Consider the following 18,581-nt stretch of genomic DNA (forward strand, 5'->3'; position numbering starts at 1 on the left):
CTGAAAGCCGTGCGCCCGGGCGGACCGGCGGCAGCGGCATGCTTTGCGGCACCGTCATCAAACCGGCCCCGTGCGTATGGGTTCACGCGCCGGCAATCGCGTCCAGGCCGCCGCGTCGACGGTGGCGTCCATGGCGTCGGTGGCGTGGATCGCCATCGTCGGCGTCGTGGCGGCGGCCTCGCTCGTCGCTGCCCGCGCCGTCGGCTGCGAACTCGACGTCAACAGCGCGCCGATCCAGTTCGACACCGTGCGCAGCGTCGCATCGGCCTGCTGGCGTGCCGCGGCGCCGCCGCTGCCCGACCTGGGCGGACGACCCGCCGTCTTTGGACCGCTGCCATCGTCGTTGCGGCTCGCGATCGCGCTGGCGGGTCCGGCATCGGTGGTGCCGCCGTTGCGGCCATTGCCGCCGGACAACGCCGATGCCGGCGACGCCGTCGGCCCCGTCCCCGGCGTCAGGCCCAGATGCGTCAGCACCTTGCTGACGTAGCCCTGCGTTTCCGCAAAGGGCGGAATGCGGCGTCCATACTTTTCGACCGCGCCCTCGCCCGCGTTGTACGCCGCCAGCGCCAGCGTCAGGTCCTGGTCGAAGCGGTTCAGCAGCCAGCGCAGATATTGCGTACCGGCGCTGACGTTGCTGCGCGGATCGCGCAGATCGGCCGCACCGAAGCGGCGCCCCGTGGCGGGCATCACCTGCATCAGGCCGACGGCGCCTTTCGGCGAGCGGGCGTGCGCCTGAAAATTGGACTCGACCTTGATCACCGCCCGGACCAGATGCGGCGCCACATCGTGCTGGCGAGCCACCTCCTCGATCAGATCGTCGTAGGCCGATTTCAGCCGTGCGTTGGGCGGCGCGAGCGCCAGCTGCGCGTGCCGCGGCCGCGTCGAGCCGCGTGCGCCGAGCGGCCCCTCGCCCGCCGTGCCGCCTTCGCCCACCGTATCGGGCTGGAAGGCGGCGGTGCGGGCGCGCGGTGCCACCGGCGCCGCCGATTGCGCCTCCGCCAGCGCCGCCACGGGCTCGACGGTCGGCGCGATGGCATCGAGGCCAAGCACCCGTGCGTTGTCCTGGCCCATCGCACGGGCCGCGTGCCGCGCCAGCGTGCTCAGCGCCAATTGCTCGAGATCGGCGCCACGGGCACCGCGCAGGCCCCGCGGTTGCCGGACTTCCGGCGCTGGCGCGGGCTGTTCCAGGCGAACGGGCTCGCCGGCAGGCGCAGCGGGCCCTTGTCGCGGCGCAGAATCGGTTGCGGCAGCCGCGCGCTGCTCGCTCGCAACGATTGCCCGCGCCTCCCGTTCGGCCGCGCTCAGCACGCCCCAGACATTGCCCACGGGGCCGGCCGCGTTCTGCGGCTGTGCCGGGGCCTGGGCCACGGTCCAGCCTGCCGGCTGCGCGGGATCGTCGGCGTGGGCGACGCCGTACGCCAGGCCGCCGATCAGGGCGATCACAGGGACCGCCGTTATCGTCCTCATCACGAAACGCTCTCCAATTGGGGGAACCGTCCCTGGTACCGGCCTAGCCATCGGCCGGGCGGCGGGGATCGGATCGTGGGCCGCGGCCGGATCCGCCGCGTGGATCGATGCCACCGCCGCGCGCCGGACGAGTGCCGGCGGCGTCGGGGTCGCTGTCGATGTCGTTGTCATCGTCGTTGCCGTTGTCGTCGTCGGCCCCGTCTTCGCTGCCGGTCTCGATCTCCGCCGAGTCTTCGTCGGTGTCCGTCTCGGCGTCCATCTCGGCGTCCATCTCGGCGTCCTCAACGTCCTCATCCGCCTGCTTCATCTCGTTGACCAGATGCAGAATCTCGGCCACCGGCTCGAACAGCTCGGCGGGGATGTAATCGCCGACCTCGGTGCGCGCATAGAGCCGCCGCGCGACATGAACCTCTTCGACCATTGGCACACCGGCCTCCTCGGCGATCGCGATCATCTGCCGTGCGCGGGCATCGATGCCCTTCTCGATGACCTGGGGCAGCGGCGTCTCGCCGGCGACGAAGTACAGGCAGACCGCGACATGGGTCGGGTTGCGCACCACCGCGGTGGAGCGCTTGACGTTCGCCGCCATGCTGCCGCTCTGGATATCGCGATGGATCTCCTTGCGCTTGTGCTTGATATGCGGGTCGCCCTCGGTGTTCTTGAATTCCTTCTGGATCTCGTCGCGGCTCATCATCAGCTGCTTGGTCAGGCTGCGCTTCTGGAATGCCAGATCGGCGATCGCGAACACCACGTAGAACAGCACCAGAATTCCCCACAGCCAGCCGATCAGCACCCCGGTGACTCGCAACCCGCACTCGGTGCCGCATAGCGGCAGGAACTGGAAGGAATAGAGATAGCGTTTGATCAGCAGATAGAACGCGATGCTCAGAATCGACACCTTGAGCAGCGACTTGCCGAACTCGAACAGCGAGCGCAGCGAGAACAGCTGCTTCGCGTTGGTCAGCGGACTGATCCGCTCGCCTTTGGGCTTGATGAATTTGGGCGCGAACAGCGGCCCGATCTGCGCCATCACCGAGCCGACGGTCGCCAGAACCAGCACGATGCCGACCGGGGCGAGCAGATGCAGCATCAGCGCGCCCGTGACCGTTACTACCCGCCCCATCGCCACGCGCAGCGGCTCGCCGATGCTGGCGATGGTCACCTCGATGATGCTCTGGAAGGCATCGATGATGTCCTCGCCCCGCAGCCAGAAGTAGCCGAGCAGCACGGCCAGCTGGATGCCGGTGGCGATCTCCACGCTCTTGGCAATCTGGCCTTCCTCGCGCGCATCGCGGATCTTCTTCGGCGTCGGCTGTTCGGTCTTCTCGGTCATCGCATGGTCCCGAGCAGATTGGCGACCACGCCGCCGAATGCGTCAAAGCGCTGCTGGAAGGCGCCCAACGCGTAGCTCATGCCGATGGCGAGCACGAACAGCGCCAGCGCGCTCTTGATCGGCATCGCGACAAAGAACACGTTCAATTGCTGCGCCGAACGATTGACCAGGCCGAGCGCGGCATCGATCAGCACCATCACCACCAGCGCGGGCAAGGCAAAGCCGATGCACAGCTCCATCATCAGCTGCCACTGATGCGCGATAAAGCCCGGGAAGCTCGCCGACAGATGCCAGCCGCCGAGCAGCGGCATGCTCTGATACGAGGCATAGAGCGCGGTCAGCATCGCGTTGAAGCCGCCGGCGACCAGAAACAGCACGGCCAGAACTTGCGTGAACAGCACGCCGAATACCGACGACTGTTCTTCCAGCATCGGGTTCAGCACCGATGCCATCGAGGTGCCGCGCACGGTGTCGATCACGGTACTGGCCATGTCGATGGCCCAGAACGGAATGGTCGCGCAGAAGCCCATCACCAGCCCGATCACGAACTCCTGCATCACCAGCAGGCTCAGCGCCGGCAGCGACAGCTCCGCAAACTGCGCGGCATGCGCCAGCTGCATCGGCAGCGCGGGCAGCGCCATGACCAGCACGAGCGCATTGCGAATCAGGCCGCCACCGAGCGCGCGTGCGGAGAACATCGGCATCAGCACCAGCATGCCCAGGGGGCGCAGCATCGTCAGTGCGAGCGTCGGAACGATATGCTGCCAGCCGTCCACCTATTTCCCCATCACAGAAATCTGCTCGAACGCCATGTTCGTGTAGCCGATCAGCGTGGCACCCATCCAGTGATAGGTCATCACGAGCGTGACGCAGACCGCGATCAGCTTCAGCAGGAACTGGATGGTCTGGTCCTGGACCTGTGTCAGCGCCTGCACCAGGCTGACCAGCACACCGACCACCGAGGCAACGACGACCACCGGCAGCGACAGGATCAGCACCAGCCACAGCAGGTTGGACGCCAACTGCGCAATGATTTCGTTGCTCATAGATAGGACTGGATCAACTGGCCGAGCAACTTCTCCCACCCGCCGATCAGCACGAACACCAGCAGCTTGATCGGCAGCGAGATCGTCACGGGAGACACCATCATCATGCCCATCGCCAGCAGCACGTTGGAGACGATCAGGTCGATGGCGACGAACGGCAGGTAGAGCAGCAGGCCGATCTTGAAGGCCTCGACCAGCTCGCTGACGGTGAAGGCGGGGATCAGCACCACCAGCGAATCGTCGGGAATGCGATTGCGATAGGGCTCCGGCCACATCTTGTCGCCGATGTCCATGAAGAAGCGGACCTGCTGCGGGCTGGCCTTGCCCTTGATGAACTCGCGGTAAGGCTCGAGCACCCGGGTTTCGACCTGGCCGAACAGATCCGGCGCCTCCATCTTGATCGGATTGGCCTTCAGGTTGTCGCCGATCGCCATGCCGACCGGCGCCATGATGAACATCGTCAGCACCAGCGACAGCCCGTAGATCGCCATGTTCGGCGGAATCTGCTGGATGCCGAGCGCGTTGCGCAGCGTGGACAGCACGATCGAGATCTTCAGGAAGGCCGTGCCCATCACGATGAACAGCGGCAGCAACGACAGGGCGAACAGCAGCAGAATCAGCTGCAGAGGATGATCGGCGAGCGACATGTTCTGGTCCGTGAGTAAGCGATCATTCTCGGCATGCCCGGCGAATGCCGGCATCGGGTCCATGCCTGAAATCGCCCGTCCTCGCCCGTCCTCACTCGATCCGCATCACCAGCTTGTCGCCCACGCGCAGCAGCGTGCCGTTGGCGACCGGCTGACCCGACACTGTCAGCGTGACGCGGCCATGACTGGCATGGGCCAGCTCCAGCATCTGACCCGTCTGCAGCTCCCGCAGCGTATCGAGCGACAACGACAGGCGCCCCACTTCGGCAACCGCCGTCAGCACGATGTTGTCGTCGTCGAGCTGGCTGCCGCGCAGCGTGACCTCGGTCCCTTGCTCCATGCTGGTTTCCTCGTTGCATGTGTGTTCGATATGCCAGGCGCCGTGTGCGAAGCACGCCAGCGCCAGCGGCCGTTCGGCGATCAGCCAGGCATGGCCGTGCTCGACGGCAGCGGCCCGCTCCAGCACGACGCCGTCGCCAGGCGCCAGGCGGGCGAGCTGCGCGCGTGTCAGGTGCACCCATCCGGCCGCGAGGGCCACAGGGATCGGCGGGATCGTCAACGGCGGGCGGCGGTCTTCCATGGTTTGCGCCAGTGCGGCGATCCACGGCTCGGGCCAGTCCAGCAGGCGCAGGTCGAGCTCGGCATCGGCGCGGCACAGCGTCAGCGTGGGCGCGATCGCCCGCGCACAGCGGCCGGGCTCGGCGTTGCCGAAGCGCGGCAGGCCCAGCCCCGCCCGGCGGGCATGGTGCTGCAGCGGCAGCAACGTCCATTGGCCGAGCAGCCCGAGCAGATCGGGCGGGATCTGGTGGAAGCGCTGTACCGCCAGGCGCGGCGCCAGCCATTCGCACCAGGCGTCGGCGTCGACCCAGGCGCGGGCGCGCTGTCCGTCGATCGACATCGTCAAAACGACGCCGTCGCCGCCGCAGGGCTTCAGATCGAGAACCAGTGCGGCGGCGCCGTCTTCGTTTGGCGCGTTGCGACCGCTGGTATCACGGATGTCCGCGATCTCGCCGGTGTCGCCGATGTCGCCGATGTCGCCGATCTTCCCGATGTCTCCGATGCCGGGGTCCCGGTCGCCGTCGCCGTCATCGTCCCGCAGACCGGCGAGTGGATCGTGCCGCAGCCGATCGCCGTCGAACGCGTCGAGCCGCCCGATCGGGTCCATCATCGGATCGGCGCGGTCCAGCCGCTCCAGCGCCTGCAGCGCATCGAGCCCGTCGCCGTGCGCGCCTGGCGCGGCGCCTGCGCGGCGATCGCCCGCCGCTGCGGTGGACCGGCCCGGGCCGATCGCCCGCGCCAATTCCAGGTCCTGATCGCTCCATTCATCGAGTAGCATCGGCTACCTCCAATCGAATCACTTCACCGGTCTGCCTGGCCACTTCGTCGCCCAACGACGACTTCGCTTCGACCAGACGCTTGTGCTGCTGGCGGTTCAGCGGGCGCAGCGTGACGACGACCTGCCCGGCATGCAGCGACGCCTGCAGCTCCATGCCTGCCCAGGCACCCTGCGTAAAGCGGACATGCAGCCCATTGCCGCTCAGGCGCGTCTGCGCGCCCGGTGCGAAGTTGGCGGCTTCGAGGTCCGGGGGAGCGATCGCCTCCGCGCTGCCGGCGTCCGGCCCGCCGCAGGCCGCCGTTGCAGCGGACCCGGCACGCGCGCCGCCCAGCATCCACCACCATGCCGGCGGCGCAGGCGGCGGCGGTACGGTCGGCTCCGCGTCCCCGACACCGGGCTGCCTGCTCCGCCTGCGCTTGCGCATGGCCGCATCGAACTGCGCCGTCTGCTCCGGCTCCACCTTGCGACGCTCGTCGCGGTCGCGGCCGCCCTTGGGCAGGACGCCGCCTACCGGGGACACGCTCATTGCTGCGCCTCGATCAGCGCGGCCAGCTTTTCCTGGCCGCGCAGGTTTTCCTTCAGCGCCCGTGCCGTCCGCGCGGCCGCGGTCTGGCAATCGGCGATCTGGTCGGCGAGTTGGCGCAGCCCGGCCTGCAGCTGCTGTTCGCGTTGATAGAACGCGTGAAGCCGGCGCTTGAGCTGGTGAAAGTCGCGTGGGTCCACCGCCTGCTCGGTCTGGCTGGCGGCGCGCCACTCGGCACGCAGGTCGGCCTGCTCGGCCTTGCGCGTATCGCACTGCTGCCGGCACTCGCGCATTTCCGCCTCGATGCGGCGGGCGCGATGGCGCAGCACACCCTCCCGGCAGGTCTTGATGGTCTGCAACTGGGCCAGCATCTGTGCGGCGGTCGGTCTGGCCATCATCCCTCCACGACCTGCCGCAGCTGACGCAGCGTGCCTTGATAGTCGGCGCGCTCGCCGGTGCCCTGGCACAGGAAAGCCTCCAGCGCGGCGCGACGGTCCAGCGCGTCGTCGGCCTCGGCGTCGTGGCCACGTTCGTATTCGCCGACCCGCACCAGCAGCTCGATCTCCTTGTACTGGGCCAGCAGCCGGCGGGCTCGTCCGGCCCACTGCCGATGCTGTTCGCTGGTGACCTGGTGCATCACGCGGCTGATGCTGGCCGGGATATCGATGGCCGGGTAGTGGTTCTTCTCCGCCAGCTCGCGCGACAGCACGATGTGGCCGTCGAGAATCGACCGGACCTCGTCCGCGATCGGCTCGGTCATGTCATCGCCCTCGACCAGCACGGTGTAGATGCCGGTGATGCTGCCGCTGGCGGCGCACCCGGCCCGCTCCAGCAGCCGGGGCAGCCGTGCGAACACGCTGGGCGGGAAGCTGCCGGCGGCCGGCAGTTCGCCGGCGGCCAGGCCGATCTCACGTCCGGCGCGGGCAAAGCGCGTCAGCGAATCGACCATCAGCAGCACGTTCAGGCCCTGATCGCGGAAGTACTCGGCGATGGTCGTCGCGGTATAGACGGCCTTCAGGCGTTCCAGCGCCGGGCGGTCCGAGGTGGACACCACCACCACGGAGCGCGCGCGCGCCTCGGCCGTCAGCGTCTGGTCGAGAAACTCGCGCACTTCGCGTCCGCGCTCGCCCACCAGACCGAGTACCACCACGTCCGCAAGACTGCCGTCGCAGATCATGCCGAGCAGCGTGCTCTTGCCCCCGCCCGCGGCTGCGAAGATGCCGATGCGCTGGCCGCGGCCGCAGGTCAGCATGCCGTCGATGGCGCGTACGCCCAGCGGCAGCACCTGATCGATCAGCGTGCGTGTCAGCGGATCGGGCACCGCGGCCTCCAGCGCGCGCGTCTCGCACCCGGCCGGCACCGGCGGACCGCTCATCAGGCGGCCGAGGCCGTCCACCACGGACCCGATCAGATGCGGCCCGACCGGAATCCGATGCTCGGTGCCGAGCGGCCGCACCAGGGCGCCGCAGCTCATGCCGATCGGCTCCGAAAACGGGGACAGCAGCGCGATCTCCCGTTGCAGCCCGACGACTTCGGCCTGCATGTCGCCACCTATCAGGCAAAGCTCGGCGAGCGCCGCGTCGGGCAGGCTGGCCTTGATCAGCGTGGGTCCGACTTCGACCACACGGCCGAAGCGCTCGACGCCATCGTCCAGCGCCGGCAGCGTCAGGCGCCCAGCCACGTCGGCGACGATCGCGTCGACATCAGGCATACGCATCGTCGTACTCCCCGATCATGTCGATATTGCCGAGCACATGCAGCTGCACGTCGTCGCCCAGTTCCTGGTACGACAACACCGGCACGCTGAACAGCTCGCGCTCGAGAAACTTGCGCAGGAAGCGGCGCACATCGATGGCGGTGACCAGCGCGCCCTCCATGTCCTCGCGCCCGGCAATACCGGCCTTGATGCGCGCCACGATCGCTTCGATCTGATCGCCCTGCAAGGTCGAGTAGGCGCCGGCGGCGGTCTGGCGCACCGAGTCGCGGATCATGTTCTCGATGCCGTCGCCGACCAGCCAGACGTTGATGCGGGCTTCGCCGCGCGTATGCCGCCCGACGATCTGGCGGCGCAGCGCGACGCGGACGTATTCGGTCAGCATCACGGTCTCCTTCTCCTTCGGCGACCATTCGATCAACGCCTCGAAGATGGTGCGCAGATCCCGGATCGAGATCCCTTCGGCCACCAGCCGCTGCAATACCTCGGAGATCTTGCTGATCGGCAGCTGCCGCTGCAGCTCCTTGACCAGTTCGCTGTAGCGGGCTTCCATCGCATCCATCAGATAGCGGGTTTCCTGCACGCCCACGAATTCGTCGGCGAAGCGGTCGACCGCCAGCGCGGCGGCGTACGCGACTGCCTGCGCACCGGCGAGCAATGTCAGTCCGGACTGCGCCACCGAGGCCTGGTGCTCGGGCGCGATCCATTGCAGGGTCAGCCCGCCGAACGGCAGGTTGTCGACGCGCTCGGCGATCGGCATGGCACTGGCCTGTCGAGCCAGCAGCAGGCGGCCGGCAGGCATGGCGACCCTCAGTACCGGCTCGCTGTACAGCAGCACGCTGAAGCTGCCGGCCGGCATTCCGGCATCGACGACCAGTTCGATCTTCTGCAGCGCGATGCCGAGGCGCTCGAACTTCTGCCAGCGCAGCCCTTCCAGCGCCTCGGTCAGGCCCGGCAGCGCCGCCACATCCCTGGCGAGCTTCAGCGCCAGCGGCTCCGCACCCGGTGTCATGCGCGCCTCGCCGTCTCCGTCGGCGGCCGCACCGCTCTGGTCGGCCGTATTCGGCCCGAGCGACCTGGCACGGCGGCGCGCATAGAACGCGACCAATCCCAGCAGCGCACCCAGCGGCATGAAGATCACCGCGGGAAAGCCCGGTACGAACGCGAACAGCAGCAGCACGCCGGCGGCGATCATCAGCGCGTTCGGCTGCCGCGAGAACTGGTTGACCAGATCCTGCGCCAGGTTCTCGCGCTTCTCCCCGGGCACGCGCGTGACCACGATGCCTGCCGCGATCGAGATGATCAGCGCGGGGATCTGTGCGATCAGGCCGTCGCCGATCGACAACACCGAGTAGACCTCGAGCGCCTTGCCGACGCCCATATCGTGCTGCATCGTGCCGACCGCAATGCCGCCGACGATGTTGACCAGGATCACGATGATGCCGGCGATCGCATCGCCCTTGACGAACTTCATCGAGCCGTCCATCGCGCCATACAGCTGGCTCTCCTTCTGCACCAGCTGACGCTGGCGCTTGGCCTCGTTGGCGTCGATGGTGCCGGCGCGCAGGTCGCCGTCGATACTCATCTGCTTGCCGGGCATCGCGTCGAGCGAGAAGCGCGCGCCGACTTCCGCCACGCGCTCCGCCCCCTTGGTGATCACGATGAACTGCACCACCGTGATGATCGAGAACACGATGATGCCGACGGCGAGGTTGCCGCCGACGACGAAGTTGCCGAAGGCGGTGACGATCTCGCCCGCATCGTGCTGCAGCAGGATCAACCGGCTGGTGCTGACCGTCAGCGCCAGGCGAAACAGTGTGGTGATCAGCAGCAGGGACGGCAGCGCGGACAAGTCGAGCGGGTCGCGCACGTAGATGGCGGTCATCATCAACAGCAGCGCGAGCCCGAGGTTGATCGCGATCAGCAGATCGACCAGGATGGTCGGCAGCGGCAGGATCATCATGAATACCGCGACCATCAGCATCACGGCCAGCACGACATCCTGTCGGCCGCCGATCGTGGCGAGCCAGGCGCTGAGGCGCTTGATCATGACCGTGCTCCGCGCCGTGCCTGCGTGATGCGCCGGAACGCGTTGCCCAGTGCAGCGGCGATCCGGCAGCCGACGCCGAAGGCCACCGCGCCGAGTACGAGCGCCAGCGCCAGGGCGACGATCACCGTGCTCCACAGCAGCGCCAGCGGCAACAACAGTGCCGCGAAGACGAACCTCATGCTTGCTCCTTCGTACAGGCTTCCAGCAGCCTGCGTTGTGCCCGGACCGTCCGGTACCACAGCTCTGCGCCGCTGCCCGCGGGCATTGCCCCCGAGACGAACAGACAGTCGTCGACCCGGAACACCCGCAACGGCACGCCGGCCATGCAGGCCGGCGACCATCGCGTCAGCAGCGTGCGCAGCGCCGCGTCGGCCACGTACGGATCGACCGGCCGCATCGTGGACAACAACACGCGGCGGTCGCGCACTTCCATGAACACCTGGATCTCGCCGTCGCGTATCTCGACGCGGGGTTCGATCGTGATCGGCTTGACGTCCATCAGCCGAAACAGCTTTTCCAGGTTGCGCAGCGTTCCAATGTCCATCGGTAATCCAGGCACGATCCCGGCGGCGCGAGCCGCCGGACGCGCTTGCTGTCCTCATTGCTTGCGGTGTTGCCATCGTGCGCGGCAGGCGCGGCACGCGGCATCGGGCCGATACCTGAAGGGGCGTCAGCCCGTGGCGTCGTCCTCGGCAGGGTCTGCGTTCTCGGCGCGGTCGTTGAACTCGGCCAGTGCGGCCAGCACCTGTTGCCGGTGGTCGTCGTCGCGAAAGCACGGCTCCGGCAGCAACTTGGCCAGGCGGGTAAGGTCGCGGATCAGCCTGAAGCCGCGCTGACGGCCCAGCTGCATGCCGTCGACCTCGCCGCGGATCCAGTCGTGGTAGAGCCAGGGCTGGTCGACCATGCGAATCAGCAGGCGCAGGACGGCATCCGGCTCGACCGGTGGCTCGCCCAGGCCTCGGGCGATCCGGCCGCATTGCTCCTCGCATCCGAGAAAGATCAGCAGGCGTTTCAGATCGCGCACCACCGCTGCCAGCTTGATGCCCTCGGCCGCGTCGTCGTCGATGCCGCTCAGTTCCGCCCCCAGCGCACGGATCAGTACCTTGACCTTGCGCCGGCGCTCGCCGATGCCGGCCAGTTGATCGAGAAACGCCGCGATGCCCTGCTGCACCACATCGGCACGCTGATACAGCGACTTCAACTGCGACATCAGCTCCGGCGTCATCGCGCCGAACTCGAGCCAGCCAAGCATGGCCAGCTCCCAATCGCCGCTGGCGCCGAGCCGCCGCTCCAGGGCCTCCTCCAGACGGGTGCGCTTGCGCCCCGGCCGGTGCTGCTCGGCCATCGCGGCAAGCAGCAACGCCACTGCTGCCGGATGCAACTCGCTGCGCCCGATCGCGGAGAGCAGGCCGTCGACGTCCTCGATGTCACCGAACTGCTGCAGCAGCTGCTCGATGCGCGGGTCCTTGTTGGCCAGCAGCGACTTGGCGAGCTTGCCGACGAAGGCGCGCGCCAGCAGGGCGTCGTTGCGGCGGTCCCCGCGCAGCAGGGCGTGCAGTTTCGAGGAGTGCACATTGGTAAGGGCCGCTTCCTGCAGGCGGCGCGACGCGTTCAAGGCGCGCGCCGCGAGGTCCATCGCCGAGCGGGCAGGACCGACCTGCTGCGGTCCGCGGCTGGGTGCGGGGCTGCCCTGGCCCGGCGCGATCGCCGGGGCCGGGCCGGTCGGAATGACGGGCTTGGGGCCCTGGACTCTGGGGCTCATGCTTGCCATCCCGGTGAGTCGGTGTCGGGCAGACCGCGGTCGCGCAGCGGCTGCGGGACCTGGGCTCCTGCCATGCCGTCCAGATCGGCGAGCAGACCATCCAGATGGTTGGCCAGCGCGTCCGGGTCCTGTTCGCCGTCGCGCGCCTCCCCCCGGACAGGCTCGTCCGGCGATGGCGGCGTTGCGCCCGGCTCGCCGCCGATCGCGGCCAGCAGCACGGCAAGATGACGGTCAAGATCGATGCGCAATTGCACGTAGGGACTGTCGAGCAGCGCCTGGCCGGGGGCGAGCGCCGGTTCGGCGCTGACCGTGAAATCTGATTCCGCCGGCAGCCGCGCCGCGACCGCTTCGAGATCGTCTGGACACAGCCGCAATGTGAACGCACCGTGCGACGACAACTCTCGCCACCGGGCTGCGACGCGCTGCGCGATCAGGGCGGCTCGGTCCGCCTCGCCGGCGAAGCACGCGAGCGCGTCGGCAATCACGGTGCGGCAGCGCGCTTCCAGACGCTCGGCAATGACGGCCTCGAGTTCGCTCTCGCACACCAGCCAGCGCAGCACGTCCTCGCAGATCGCGTCGTGGGCGGCGCGCGCCGCTGCCTCGGCGCGGCGTTCGCCTTCGGCACGCGCCTCGGCCAGGATCTGCGCCGCCTGGACCCGCGCCTGCGCGCGACGGCGACGGCTGGCCAGCAGCACCGCGGCGGCGCGCGAGCGGTTGCGGCCGAGCACCGCCGCCGCATCGATGTATCCGTCCAGCGTGGCCGCCGGCACGATGCCGCCCACGGGCAATTCACCGCGGACCGCGGTGATCGTCAGTCCAAAAGGGTTCATAGCAGACGTTCCAGGCGAAACAGCATCGGCAAGGCAAGCCCCGTCGGCGGCGTCGCCAGCAGCGGGCCAGGTGGCGGCAGGCAGATCGACAGCGCCTGCCAGACGGTGCTGCCGGGCAGCGTCTGGTCCAGCCACAAGCGGCCCAGCTCGCGCAGCCATTCGACGATCTGCTCCGGTGGACGGCTCAGGGCCGGCGCCTTGCCGTCCGGCACCAGCGCGGCCAGCTGGTCGCAGCCGTCGTCGCCCAGTACCGCCAGCAATTGCCGCCGGTAGTCGCCGAGCAGCAGCAGTTCAGGGGCACGCGCGGCAACGGCCCCGAGCGCGACGAGCAGCACCGGCAGCCGCGGCTCCAGGGCCAGCATGCGGCGCTGTTCATCGGACAGCGCCGCGGGGAGCGGCGCGGCCGGAAAACCGCGGCGCTGCACGATCAACGCGTCGAGAGCGCGGCGGCTGCCGGGATGGCGGCGATAGTCGTCTCGCCAGGCATCCAGCCCGAGATAGCTCCACCAGCCCGGGTGCATCGCGGCGCCCGGTCGCCACGCCAGCGCGTGCAGACGCTGCACCGCGGGACACAGGCTCTGCTGCGCGCGTGCGCCGGCCTTGGCGGCGTCAGACATCGACGGTCCCCTTGCGGCGCGCGATCCAGAGCGACAGTCCCGCCATCGCGCACAGCGCCAGCACGCCGCCGGCCACCGCGGCGGCCGCCTGAGCCGGCTGCGCCTGCAGCCACTGGCGCCACCGCGACGGCGGCGGCTCGGCGGCCGGCGCCTGATAGCGATAGTCGGCGGCCTGCATCACCACGCTGATCTGGTCGGACGCGATATCGGGGATGCCATCGCGGATCAGGCTGCGGATCTGCACTTCGTAGTTGCCCAGATTGAATTGCGGCGAATATTTGATGAAGACCGCCGCCGACGGCGCGCCGGTCGGCTTGCCGTTTTCGTCGACCTTCTGCGCGATCGATACCTTCGCGCCGATCACGCCGTCCATTGCCGAGATCATGCTTTCGAGCTGCTGCTCCTTGAGCAGCTGCATCTTGGCGCGCTCCTGCGCGGGCGAGGTCACCAGCTGGTTCGACGGGAAAAGATCTTCCATGCCAAGCCGCTTGTGGTGCGGAAAGCCGTTCTGCCGCAATACCTCCACGGCATTGATGAACTCGCCCTTGTCGACGCGCAGCGTCACCGTGCCCCCCTTCTCCACCACCTTCTCCGCGGGAATATGGCGCAGCATCAGCAAGGCCAGCATCTGGTTCGCCTCGGCCTCGCCGACATTCGAGTACAGCGTCATCTTGCAGCCGGCCATGCTGACCGCGGCGAGCACGGCAAGGGCGATCGTGCGGAAGCGCTTCATTGCATCGTCGTCAGCTTGTTGATCGATTGCGACAGCGTCCCGGCGATCTTCGCGATCAGGTCGACGCCGTTGCGCATTTCGAGCAGTGCCTGCTGTGTCCGCGTCATGGCCGCCGGATCGAGTGCGGAGCTGGCGCTGACGGTCTGGACACGCGCGGACACCGTGGCGTCGGCCTTGCGCACCGCCTCGGTGGCAATCGCCTCGGGCTTTGGCACGCGCGCCGACATCGCGTCCATGAACGCCTGGATATCGGCGGCCGCCGGCTCCTTGCCGGCAGCGATGGCCGGCATCTGGCCGGCGGCAGTGGTGGGGTCGATGTTCATGATGAATGCCTTCGATACCTTCGAACCTTCGATACTCAGTGGCGGGTGCGGGGCGAGGTGGATATCACGCGAGGCGCAGCGGCAGCATCCCGTTTGGCGGCGATCAGCGTCGCCAGCAGCAGCGCGGGCGGATCGTTGCGCTCGCCCAGGCAGGCGCGCGCCTCGACAAGCCGGCCGCTTTGCATGTACAGATGCGCCCGGCAGATGGCACGGTCCTGCTCGTCGTCGACCAACAGGTCGATGGTGTCCAGAAAGACCTCGATCTCGCCGTGCAGACGCTGATTGCCGGCGGCAAATGCCAGTTCGACCAGCAGGCGCCTGACCTCTCTTGGCAATGGCTGCATGGCTAGATCTTCTGGATGATGCCGGCGATCGTGTCGTGCATCGCCTTGATGATCGAGCTTTGCAGCGCCGTCATGTTGGTAAAGGCCGCCGTCATCTTCTGCGCCTGGATGAAGTCGAGCGTCTCGCCCGTCGTCACCGCACGCTGCAGCGCCTCGGCCATGCTGAAACTCGCCGACGCGATCGGACCGTCCATGCCATCGATCAATGCGTTCAGATTCATCTGCTTCTATTCCTCGTTCGCTGCGTCGTTGATGCTTTGGTGGTGCTGCCTGAGCAGCCGAGGACTTGCCTCGTAGCGGCGGCGGAAGCTGACGCTGAAATGCGCGTGGCTGTTGAAGCCGCACTCCTGCGCGATATCGGTGACCTTCATCGACGTCAGCAGCAGCAGTTCCCGCGCTCGCTGCAGCCGGCGCTCCAGCAGCCAGTTCTTGGCGGATACGCCGAACTTCTCGTAGAACATCACGTTCAGCTTGCGCACCGGAATGCCGAGGGCCTTGGCGTACTGCGTGACCGGCCACGCGCTCATGCTGTTTTCTTCGATGAACTCGAAGAAGTCGCGGCTGCTGTCGATCAGGTGGTGCAGAAGCCGGGAGAAGTACTCCGGCTCCGTGCCCATGCAGTAGACATAGGCGAAGCGCAGCATCGCGCGCGGCTCGGCGGCACCGAGATGCCGGATCACGTTGATGGTTTCCTCCGGCACCGTGATCCGCTTGACCGGTTCGCGCCAGAACTGCGTCCCTCTTCGGTAGCGGCTCGCCAGCTCGTGCAGCTCGCGGTAGATATCCTGGAAGTCCCCCGAGTGGAAGACGTAAGTATCGATGCCCTCGCGCGCTGGAATCGCCGTCGCGTTGCCGTTGGTGAAGACCAGGCTGCATGCCGGCACTTCGTACGTCTCGCCGTTGCACTCGATCCGTCCGGACCGGCTGAAGACCATTAGCTTGACTGCCCCCATCTTTCCCTCGAACACTCGTGCTCAGTGGCTGCATCATTCCATCGCCGGACCCGGATACCGATCCGGTGATGACCTGAAAGACGTAGCTGTCCGACGTCGTGGAGCGTGTGGTTCGATGCGATCGACGGCGCCGGACAGCGCTTCGCTATCAAACCATTTATCGAATGAACTTTGAGAATTTGAGGGTCTACTCGAATCGTTTAGAGAAAGTCTCGATCGATTTCTTATAACTTCTTTCCCGCAACCCGAAATGTGAGACGCGTACGGCGGTTTGCGTGCGCGAGCGCACCGTCGAGGACCCGCCGATCTCGGGTGCGGACAGCCGAATCCCGCGGTCACGCGCCTTGCATCTCGGCTCGGTGCCGGGAAAGGCAGAGGACAAAAAAAATCCGCCTGTGGCAGGCGGACAAAGCAGAGGCGGGGAGGCCGGGAACGAGTCCGACCGGCGCGAAGTGTCGCCCTCTGTCGCCACCGGCACATCAGAAAATCGCGGCCGATTTGCGATCTTCGACCGCGATATGTCACGGCGAGATTCGGCGACTCCACAGCCGGCCCATTGAGGACATCAGCATCGGGACTAGCTCCACTTCCCTCGCGCAGTTTGCGGCGGTATAAGTGAGGCCGCGGCGCCCGCGTCGCGGGGCAACACGGCCTCGATGTCGCTCCCCCTTATCTTTTTTGCACGGCATATCGAGCGGAAATCATGCGCATTCTTCTGATCGAAGACGATCTGCAGATCGGCACCAGCCTGATGCGCGCGCTGAAGGAAAACATGCAGTGCAGCGTCGATTGGGTGCGCGACGGCGTGGCGGGCCAGCATGCGATCGAGCAAGGCTCCTACGCCATCATCCTGCTCGACCTCGGGCTGCCGCGCATGGGCGGTCTCGATCTGCTGCAGCGGCTGCGTGCGCAGGGTACGCAGACTCCGCTGTTGATACTGACCGCCCACGACGATCTGGATACGCGCGTGCAGGGACTCGACGCCGGTGCCGACGATTTCGTTCTGAAGCCCTTCGAGGTCCCCGAGCTGCTGGCACGCATGCGTGCCGTGCTTCGGCGCAAGGCCGGCTACGCGACCTCCAGCCTCGGCGACGACACCATCCGCCTCAATCTCGATACGCGCAGCCTGACGGTCGACGGCCATACCGAAACCTTGTCGGCGCGCGAATTCGCGCTGATGCTGGCGCTGCTGGAACGACCGGGCACGATCCTTTCGCGCAACCAGCTCGAGCAAAAGATCTATGGGTGGGGACAGGAAGTCGAAAGCAACGCGGTGGACGTGCTGATCTACTCGGTCCGCAAGAAATTTGGCGCTTCGGCCATCCGCAATGTGCGCGGGCTCGGCTGGACCGTGCTGCTGGGCGGCGACAAGCTCAAGCCGAATACGGCGGGCGTCGTGCCTGAACCCGGCACGCCGGATCGCGAACCGCGGAGCGGCTCGCCAGGCGATCCGCCAAGCTGATCATCGCGGCCGTCACTGCGGCGCGCACCCGGCCAGATCCACATGCCCGCCCACACCGTACCCCACCCGGCATCGCGCACGCCGCCGCACGCGACGCCGCACCCGACGCCATCGGGCAACCGTTCGCTGAGCGTGATGCTGAGCCTGGCGCTCAGCACGGTGATCGCCGCCTTTGCCCTGTTGCATACGGCGTGGACCTATGTGGTCGCCACCTCCGAGATCCATCAATTGCTGGACCGCCGCCTGCAGGAGGTGGCCGCCCGCGTCAGCGACGACATGGCGCGGGCGATGAACCCGCTCCATCTGTATCGCGACGCATCCGACGGCATCGTGATCCAGATCTGGCTCGGCGGCACGAAGCCGTCGCTTCATCCGGACAGCGACCCGCTCACCCTCGGCCGTGAGGCGCCGCCGGGCTTCTCGACGCAGACGGTGGAACAGGAACGGTGGCGCGTTTACTCACGGCACGGGCCGGACTGGACGATCCATGTCGCGCAGCGCGAAGCCTCGCGCAAGCGCATTGCAGAGGATGCCGCGATCGCCAGCGCCATGCCCGCGCTGGCGATGATGCCGCTGGCGTGGCTCGCCATCTTCATGACGGTCAAGCGGGCCTTGCGGCGCGTCGGTGCCCTGGGCGAGCGCGCAGCGCGGCTCGACATCGGCCACCTCGCATCGCTGCCCACCGACAAGGTGCCGCGCGAACTGCTGCCGCTGGTCCAGTCGATCAATCTGATGATCGCGCGGCTGTCGCAGTCGCTGCAGGTCGAGAAGAAGTTCATCGCCGATGCCGCGCACGAGCTGCGCAGTCCGCTGACATCGCTGCAGATCCAGGCCGACAATCTCGGCCGCACGCTGTCGGACCCGCACAGCTTGCGCGAGTACAACGCGCTGCAGCAGGTGATCGCGCGCAGCACGCGGATGATCTCGCAGCTGCTGCGGCTGGCACGGGCGGACGCGCCGCTCGAACGGGCCGCGTCGCAGCCGGTGGCCATTCGCGATGTGGTGCCCGACGTCATCGAGATGCACCTGCCGCGTGCCGCCGCGCACGGCATCGACCTCGGCGTCGAGCAACTGGACGACCTGCAGGTGCGCGCCAGCCTCGCCGACGTGCGCACGGCCCTCAGCAACCTCGTCGACAACGCCCTCAAGTACACGCCCGACGGCGGCACCATCGACCTGCGCGCCTATCGCGACGAGGGGCTCGGCTGCATCGAAGTGCGCGACACCGGCAACGGCGTTGCGCCCGAAGCGCTGCCCCGCGTGTTCGACCGCTTCTTCCGCGCCGACGCCCACGGCACCGAGGGCAGCGGCCTTGGACTGGCGATCGTCAAGGCGATCGCCGAGCGATACGGGGGCGACGCCAGCATCGACAACCGTGGCGACGTGCCGTCGGGCGTGGTGGCGCGGCTGCGGTTTCCGCTTGCGCACCGATGACAGCGGC

At 67.7% G+C, this 18,581-nt stretch carries 22 protein-coding genes; 2 read left to right on the top strand and 20 right to left on the bottom strand.

The features are described 5' to 3' along the window. Nucleotides 1-57: 57 nt before the first annotated feature. From J5T34_RS24195 to J5T34_RS22360, 20 genes are all read right to left on the bottom strand, one after another. On the bottom strand, nucleotides 58-1,467 hold the full coding sequence (locus tag J5T34_RS24195; protein ID WP_432207698.1) for a transglycosylase SLT domain-containing protein: 1,410 nt from the start codon (nucleotides 1,465-1,467) through the stop codon (nucleotides 58-60). A 43-nt stretch (nucleotides 1,468-1,510) separates the two neighbouring features. Further along, on the bottom strand, nucleotides 1,511-2,800 hold the full coding sequence (locus tag J5T34_RS22270; protein WP_208583048.1) for an EscU/YscU/HrcU family type III secretion system export apparatus switch protein: 1,290 nt from the start codon (nucleotides 2,798-2,800) through the stop codon (nucleotides 1,511-1,513). Beyond that, nucleotides 2,797-3,576, bottom strand: coding sequence for a type III secretion system export apparatus subunit SctT (gene sctT, locus J5T34_RS22275; RefSeq protein WP_208583049.1), 780 nt, complete (start codon nucleotides 3,574-3,576; stop codon nucleotides 2,797-2,799). The genes J5T34_RS22270 and sctT overlap by 4 nt, the downstream gene beginning before the upstream one ends. Then, a complete protein-coding gene (sctS, locus tag J5T34_RS22280) occupies nucleotides 3,577-3,846 on the bottom strand; it encodes a type III secretion system export apparatus subunit SctS (protein WP_149316177.1) in 270 nt (89 codons plus the stop codon). After that, nucleotides 3,843-4,493, bottom strand: a complete 651-nt coding sequence (gene sctR, locus J5T34_RS22285; RefSeq protein WP_208583050.1) for a type III secretion system export apparatus subunit SctR — start codon at nucleotides 4,491-4,493, stop codon at nucleotides 3,843-3,845. The genes sctS and sctR overlap by 4 nt, the downstream gene beginning before the upstream one ends. 91 nt (nucleotides 4,494-4,584) lie before the next feature. Beyond that, nucleotides 4,585-5,829, bottom strand: a complete 1,245-nt coding sequence (gene sctQ, locus J5T34_RS22290) for a type III secretion system cytoplasmic ring protein SctQ (RefSeq protein ID WP_208583051.1) — start codon at nucleotides 5,827-5,829, stop codon at nucleotides 4,585-4,587. Beyond that, nucleotides 5,816-6,355, bottom strand: a complete 540-nt coding sequence (locus tag J5T34_RS22295) for a hypothetical protein (protein WP_208583052.1) — start codon at nucleotides 6,353-6,355, stop codon at nucleotides 5,816-5,818. The genes sctQ and J5T34_RS22295 overlap by 14 nt, the downstream gene beginning before the upstream one ends. Beyond that, nucleotides 6,352-6,747, bottom strand: a complete 396-nt coding sequence (locus J5T34_RS22300) for a hypothetical protein (RefSeq protein WP_208583053.1) — start codon at nucleotides 6,745-6,747, stop codon at nucleotides 6,352-6,354. The genes J5T34_RS22295 and J5T34_RS22300 overlap by 4 nt, the downstream gene beginning before the upstream one ends. Continuing rightward, complete coding sequence (locus tag J5T34_RS22305; RefSeq protein ID WP_208583054.1) at nucleotides 6,747-8,069, bottom strand: EscN/YscN/HrcN family type III secretion system ATPase; 1,323 nt, start codon at nucleotides 8,067-8,069, stop codon at nucleotides 6,747-6,749. The genes J5T34_RS22300 and J5T34_RS22305 overlap by 1 nt, the downstream gene beginning before the upstream one ends. Further along, complete coding sequence (locus J5T34_RS22310) at nucleotides 8,056-10,116, bottom strand: EscV/YscV/HrcV family type III secretion system export apparatus protein (RefSeq protein WP_208583055.1); 2,061 nt, start codon at nucleotides 10,114-10,116, stop codon at nucleotides 8,056-8,058. Before J5T34_RS22310 ends, J5T34_RS22305 begins: the two co-directional genes overlap by 14 nt. Then, entirely contained in the window at nucleotides 10,113-10,295 is a 183-nt protein-coding gene (locus J5T34_RS22315; protein WP_208583056.1) for a hypothetical protein, read from the bottom strand. Before J5T34_RS22315 ends, J5T34_RS22310 begins: the two co-directional genes overlap by 4 nt. Beyond that, nucleotides 10,292-10,660, bottom strand: a complete 369-nt coding sequence (locus tag J5T34_RS22320) for a hypothetical protein (protein WP_174107947.1) — start codon at nucleotides 10,658-10,660, stop codon at nucleotides 10,292-10,294. The genes J5T34_RS22315 and J5T34_RS22320 overlap by 4 nt, the downstream gene beginning before the upstream one ends. Before the next feature lie 126 nt (nucleotides 10,661-10,786). Then, a complete protein-coding gene (locus J5T34_RS22325; protein WP_208583057.1) occupies nucleotides 10,787-11,878 on the bottom strand; it encodes a TyeA family type III secretion system gatekeeper subunit in 1,092 nt (363 codons plus the stop codon). After that, a complete protein-coding gene (locus J5T34_RS22330) occupies nucleotides 11,875-12,708 on the bottom strand; it encodes a hypothetical protein (RefSeq protein WP_208583058.1) in 834 nt (277 codons plus the stop codon). The genes J5T34_RS22325 and J5T34_RS22330 overlap by 4 nt, the downstream gene beginning before the upstream one ends. Beyond that, nucleotides 12,705-13,325 (bottom strand): type III secretion system domain-containing protein, encoded by a 621-nt coding sequence (locus J5T34_RS22335; protein ID WP_208583059.1) that lies wholly within the window; start codon nucleotides 13,323-13,325, stop codon nucleotides 12,705-12,707. The genes J5T34_RS22330 and J5T34_RS22335 overlap by 4 nt, the downstream gene beginning before the upstream one ends. Continuing rightward, nucleotides 13,318-14,058 (bottom strand): type III secretion system inner membrane ring lipoprotein SctJ, encoded by a 741-nt coding sequence (gene sctJ / locus J5T34_RS22340; RefSeq protein ID WP_208583060.1) that lies wholly within the window; start codon nucleotides 14,056-14,058, stop codon nucleotides 13,318-13,320. The genes J5T34_RS22335 and sctJ overlap by 8 nt, the downstream gene beginning before the upstream one ends. Next, nucleotides 14,055-14,381, bottom strand: coding sequence for a type III secretion system inner rod subunit SctI (sctI, locus tag J5T34_RS22345; RefSeq protein ID WP_208583061.1), 327 nt, complete (start codon nucleotides 14,379-14,381; stop codon nucleotides 14,055-14,057). The genes sctJ and sctI overlap by 4 nt, the downstream gene beginning before the upstream one ends. A gap of 35 nt (nucleotides 14,382-14,416) precedes the next feature. Next, nucleotides 14,417-14,725 carry a DUF1039 domain-containing protein gene (locus J5T34_RS22350; RefSeq protein ID WP_208583062.1) on the bottom strand — a complete coding sequence of 103 codons (309 nt, stop codon included), beginning with the start codon at nucleotides 14,723-14,725 and terminating at the stop codon, nucleotides 14,417-14,419. A 2-nt stretch (nucleotides 14,726-14,727) separates the two neighbouring features. Then, entirely contained in the window at nucleotides 14,728-14,946 is a 219-nt protein-coding gene (locus tag J5T34_RS22355; RefSeq protein ID WP_208583063.1) for an EscF/YscF/HrpA family type III secretion system needle major subunit, read from the bottom strand. 6 nt (nucleotides 14,947-14,952) lie between these two features. After that, nucleotides 14,953-15,678, bottom strand: a complete 726-nt coding sequence (locus J5T34_RS22360) for a helix-turn-helix transcriptional regulator (RefSeq protein WP_174107955.1) — start codon at nucleotides 15,676-15,678, stop codon at nucleotides 14,953-14,955. 703 nt (nucleotides 15,679-16,381) lie between these two features. On the opposite strand from J5T34_RS22360, the gene J5T34_RS22365 reads away from it, so the two are divergent. Both J5T34_RS22365 and J5T34_RS22370 read left to right on the top strand, forming a co-directional pair. After that, nucleotides 16,382-17,140, top strand: a complete 759-nt coding sequence (locus J5T34_RS22365; protein WP_244259150.1) for a response regulator transcription factor — start codon at nucleotides 16,382-16,384, stop codon at nucleotides 17,138-17,140. A 42-nt stretch (nucleotides 17,141-17,182) separates the two neighbouring features. Further along, nucleotides 17,183-18,574: a sensor histidine kinase gene (locus tag J5T34_RS22370; protein ID WP_208583064.1), complete on the top strand. Its 1,392-nt coding sequence runs from the start codon at nucleotides 17,183-17,185 to the stop codon at nucleotides 18,572-18,574. Nucleotides 18,575-18,581: the final 7 nt, after the last annotated feature.

It is taken from the genome of Cupriavidus gilardii (assembly GCF_017598945.1).
Taxonomy (GTDB): Bacteria; Pseudomonadota; Gammaproteobacteria; order Burkholderiales; family Burkholderiaceae; genus Cupriavidus; species Cupriavidus gilardii_E.

What these genes read in the sequence shown, in the direction of transcription:
- J5T34_RS22355 (WP_208583063.1), bottom strand. Translation starts at nt 14,946, where the DNA reads ATGAATCTGAACGCATTGATCGATGGCATGGACGGTCCGATCGCGTCG.
- sctI (WP_208583061.1), bottom strand. Translation starts at nt 14,381, where the DNA reads ATGAACATCGACCCCACCACTGCCGCCGGCCAGATGCCGGCCATCGCT.
- J5T34_RS22365 (WP_244259150.1), top strand. Translation starts at nt 16,382, where the DNA reads ATGCGCATTCTTCTGATCGAAGACGATCTGCAGATCGGCACCAGCCTG.
- J5T34_RS22305 (WP_208583054.1), bottom strand. Translation starts at nt 8,069, where the DNA reads ATGCGTATGCCTGATGTCGACGCGATCGTCGCCGACGTGGCTGGGCGC.
- J5T34_RS22315 (WP_208583056.1), bottom strand. Translation starts at nt 10,295, where the DNA reads ATGAGGTTCGTCTTCGCGGCACTGTTGTTGCCGCTGGCGCTGCTGTGG.
- J5T34_RS24195 (WP_432207698.1), bottom strand. Translation starts at nt 1,467, where the DNA reads ATGAGGACGATAACGGCGGTCCCTGTGATCGCCCTGATCGGCGGCCTG.
- J5T34_RS22350 (WP_208583062.1), bottom strand. Translation starts at nt 14,725, where the DNA reads ATGCAGCCATTGCCAAGAGAGGTCAGGCGCCTGCTGGTCGAACTGGCA.
- J5T34_RS22310 (WP_208583055.1), bottom strand. Translation starts at nt 10,116, where the DNA reads ATGATCAAGCGCCTCAGCGCCTGGCTCGCCACGATCGGCGGCCGACAG.
- J5T34_RS22370 (WP_208583064.1), top strand. Translation starts at nt 17,183, where the DNA reads ATGCCCGCCCACACCGTACCCCACCCGGCATCGCGCACGCCGCCGCAC.
- J5T34_RS22270 (WP_208583048.1), bottom strand. Translation starts at nt 2,800, where the DNA reads ATGACCGAGAAGACCGAACAGCCGACGCCGAAGAAGATCCGCGATGCG.
- J5T34_RS22320 (WP_174107947.1), bottom strand. Translation starts at nt 10,660, where the DNA reads ATGGACATTGGAACGCTGCGCAACCTGGAAAAGCTGTTTCGGCTGATG.
- J5T34_RS22325 (WP_208583057.1), bottom strand. Translation starts at nt 11,878, where the DNA reads ATGAGCCCCAGAGTCCAGGGCCCCAAGCCCGTCATTCCGACCGGCCCG.
- sctJ (WP_208583060.1), bottom strand. Translation starts at nt 14,058, where the DNA reads ATGAAGCGCTTCCGCACGATCGCCCTTGCCGTGCTCGCCGCGGTCAGC.
- sctS (WP_149316177.1), bottom strand. Translation starts at nt 3,846, where the DNA reads ATGAGCAACGAAATCATTGCGCAGTTGGCGTCCAACCTGCTGTGGCTG.
- sctR (WP_208583050.1), bottom strand. Translation starts at nt 4,493, where the DNA reads ATGTCGCTCGCCGATCATCCTCTGCAGCTGATTCTGCTGCTGTTCGCC.
- J5T34_RS22335 (WP_208583059.1), bottom strand. Translation starts at nt 13,325, where the DNA reads ATGTCTGACGCCGCCAAGGCCGGCGCACGCGCGCAGCAGAGCCTGTGT.
- J5T34_RS22300 (WP_208583053.1), bottom strand. Translation starts at nt 6,747, where the DNA reads ATGGCCAGACCGACCGCCGCACAGATGCTGGCCCAGTTGCAGACCATC.
- sctQ (WP_208583051.1), bottom strand. Translation starts at nt 5,829, where the DNA reads ATGCTACTCGATGAATGGAGCGATCAGGACCTGGAATTGGCGCGGGCG.
- J5T34_RS22295 (WP_208583052.1), bottom strand. Translation starts at nt 6,355, where the DNA reads ATGAGCGTGTCCCCGGTAGGCGGCGTCCTGCCCAAGGGCGGCCGCGAC.
- J5T34_RS22330 (WP_208583058.1), bottom strand. Translation starts at nt 12,708, where the DNA reads ATGAACCCTTTTGGACTGACGATCACCGCGGTCCGCGGTGAATTGCCC.
- J5T34_RS22360 (WP_174107955.1), bottom strand. Translation starts at nt 15,678, where the DNA reads ATGGGGGCAGTCAAGCTAATGGTCTTCAGCCGGTCCGGACGGATCGAG.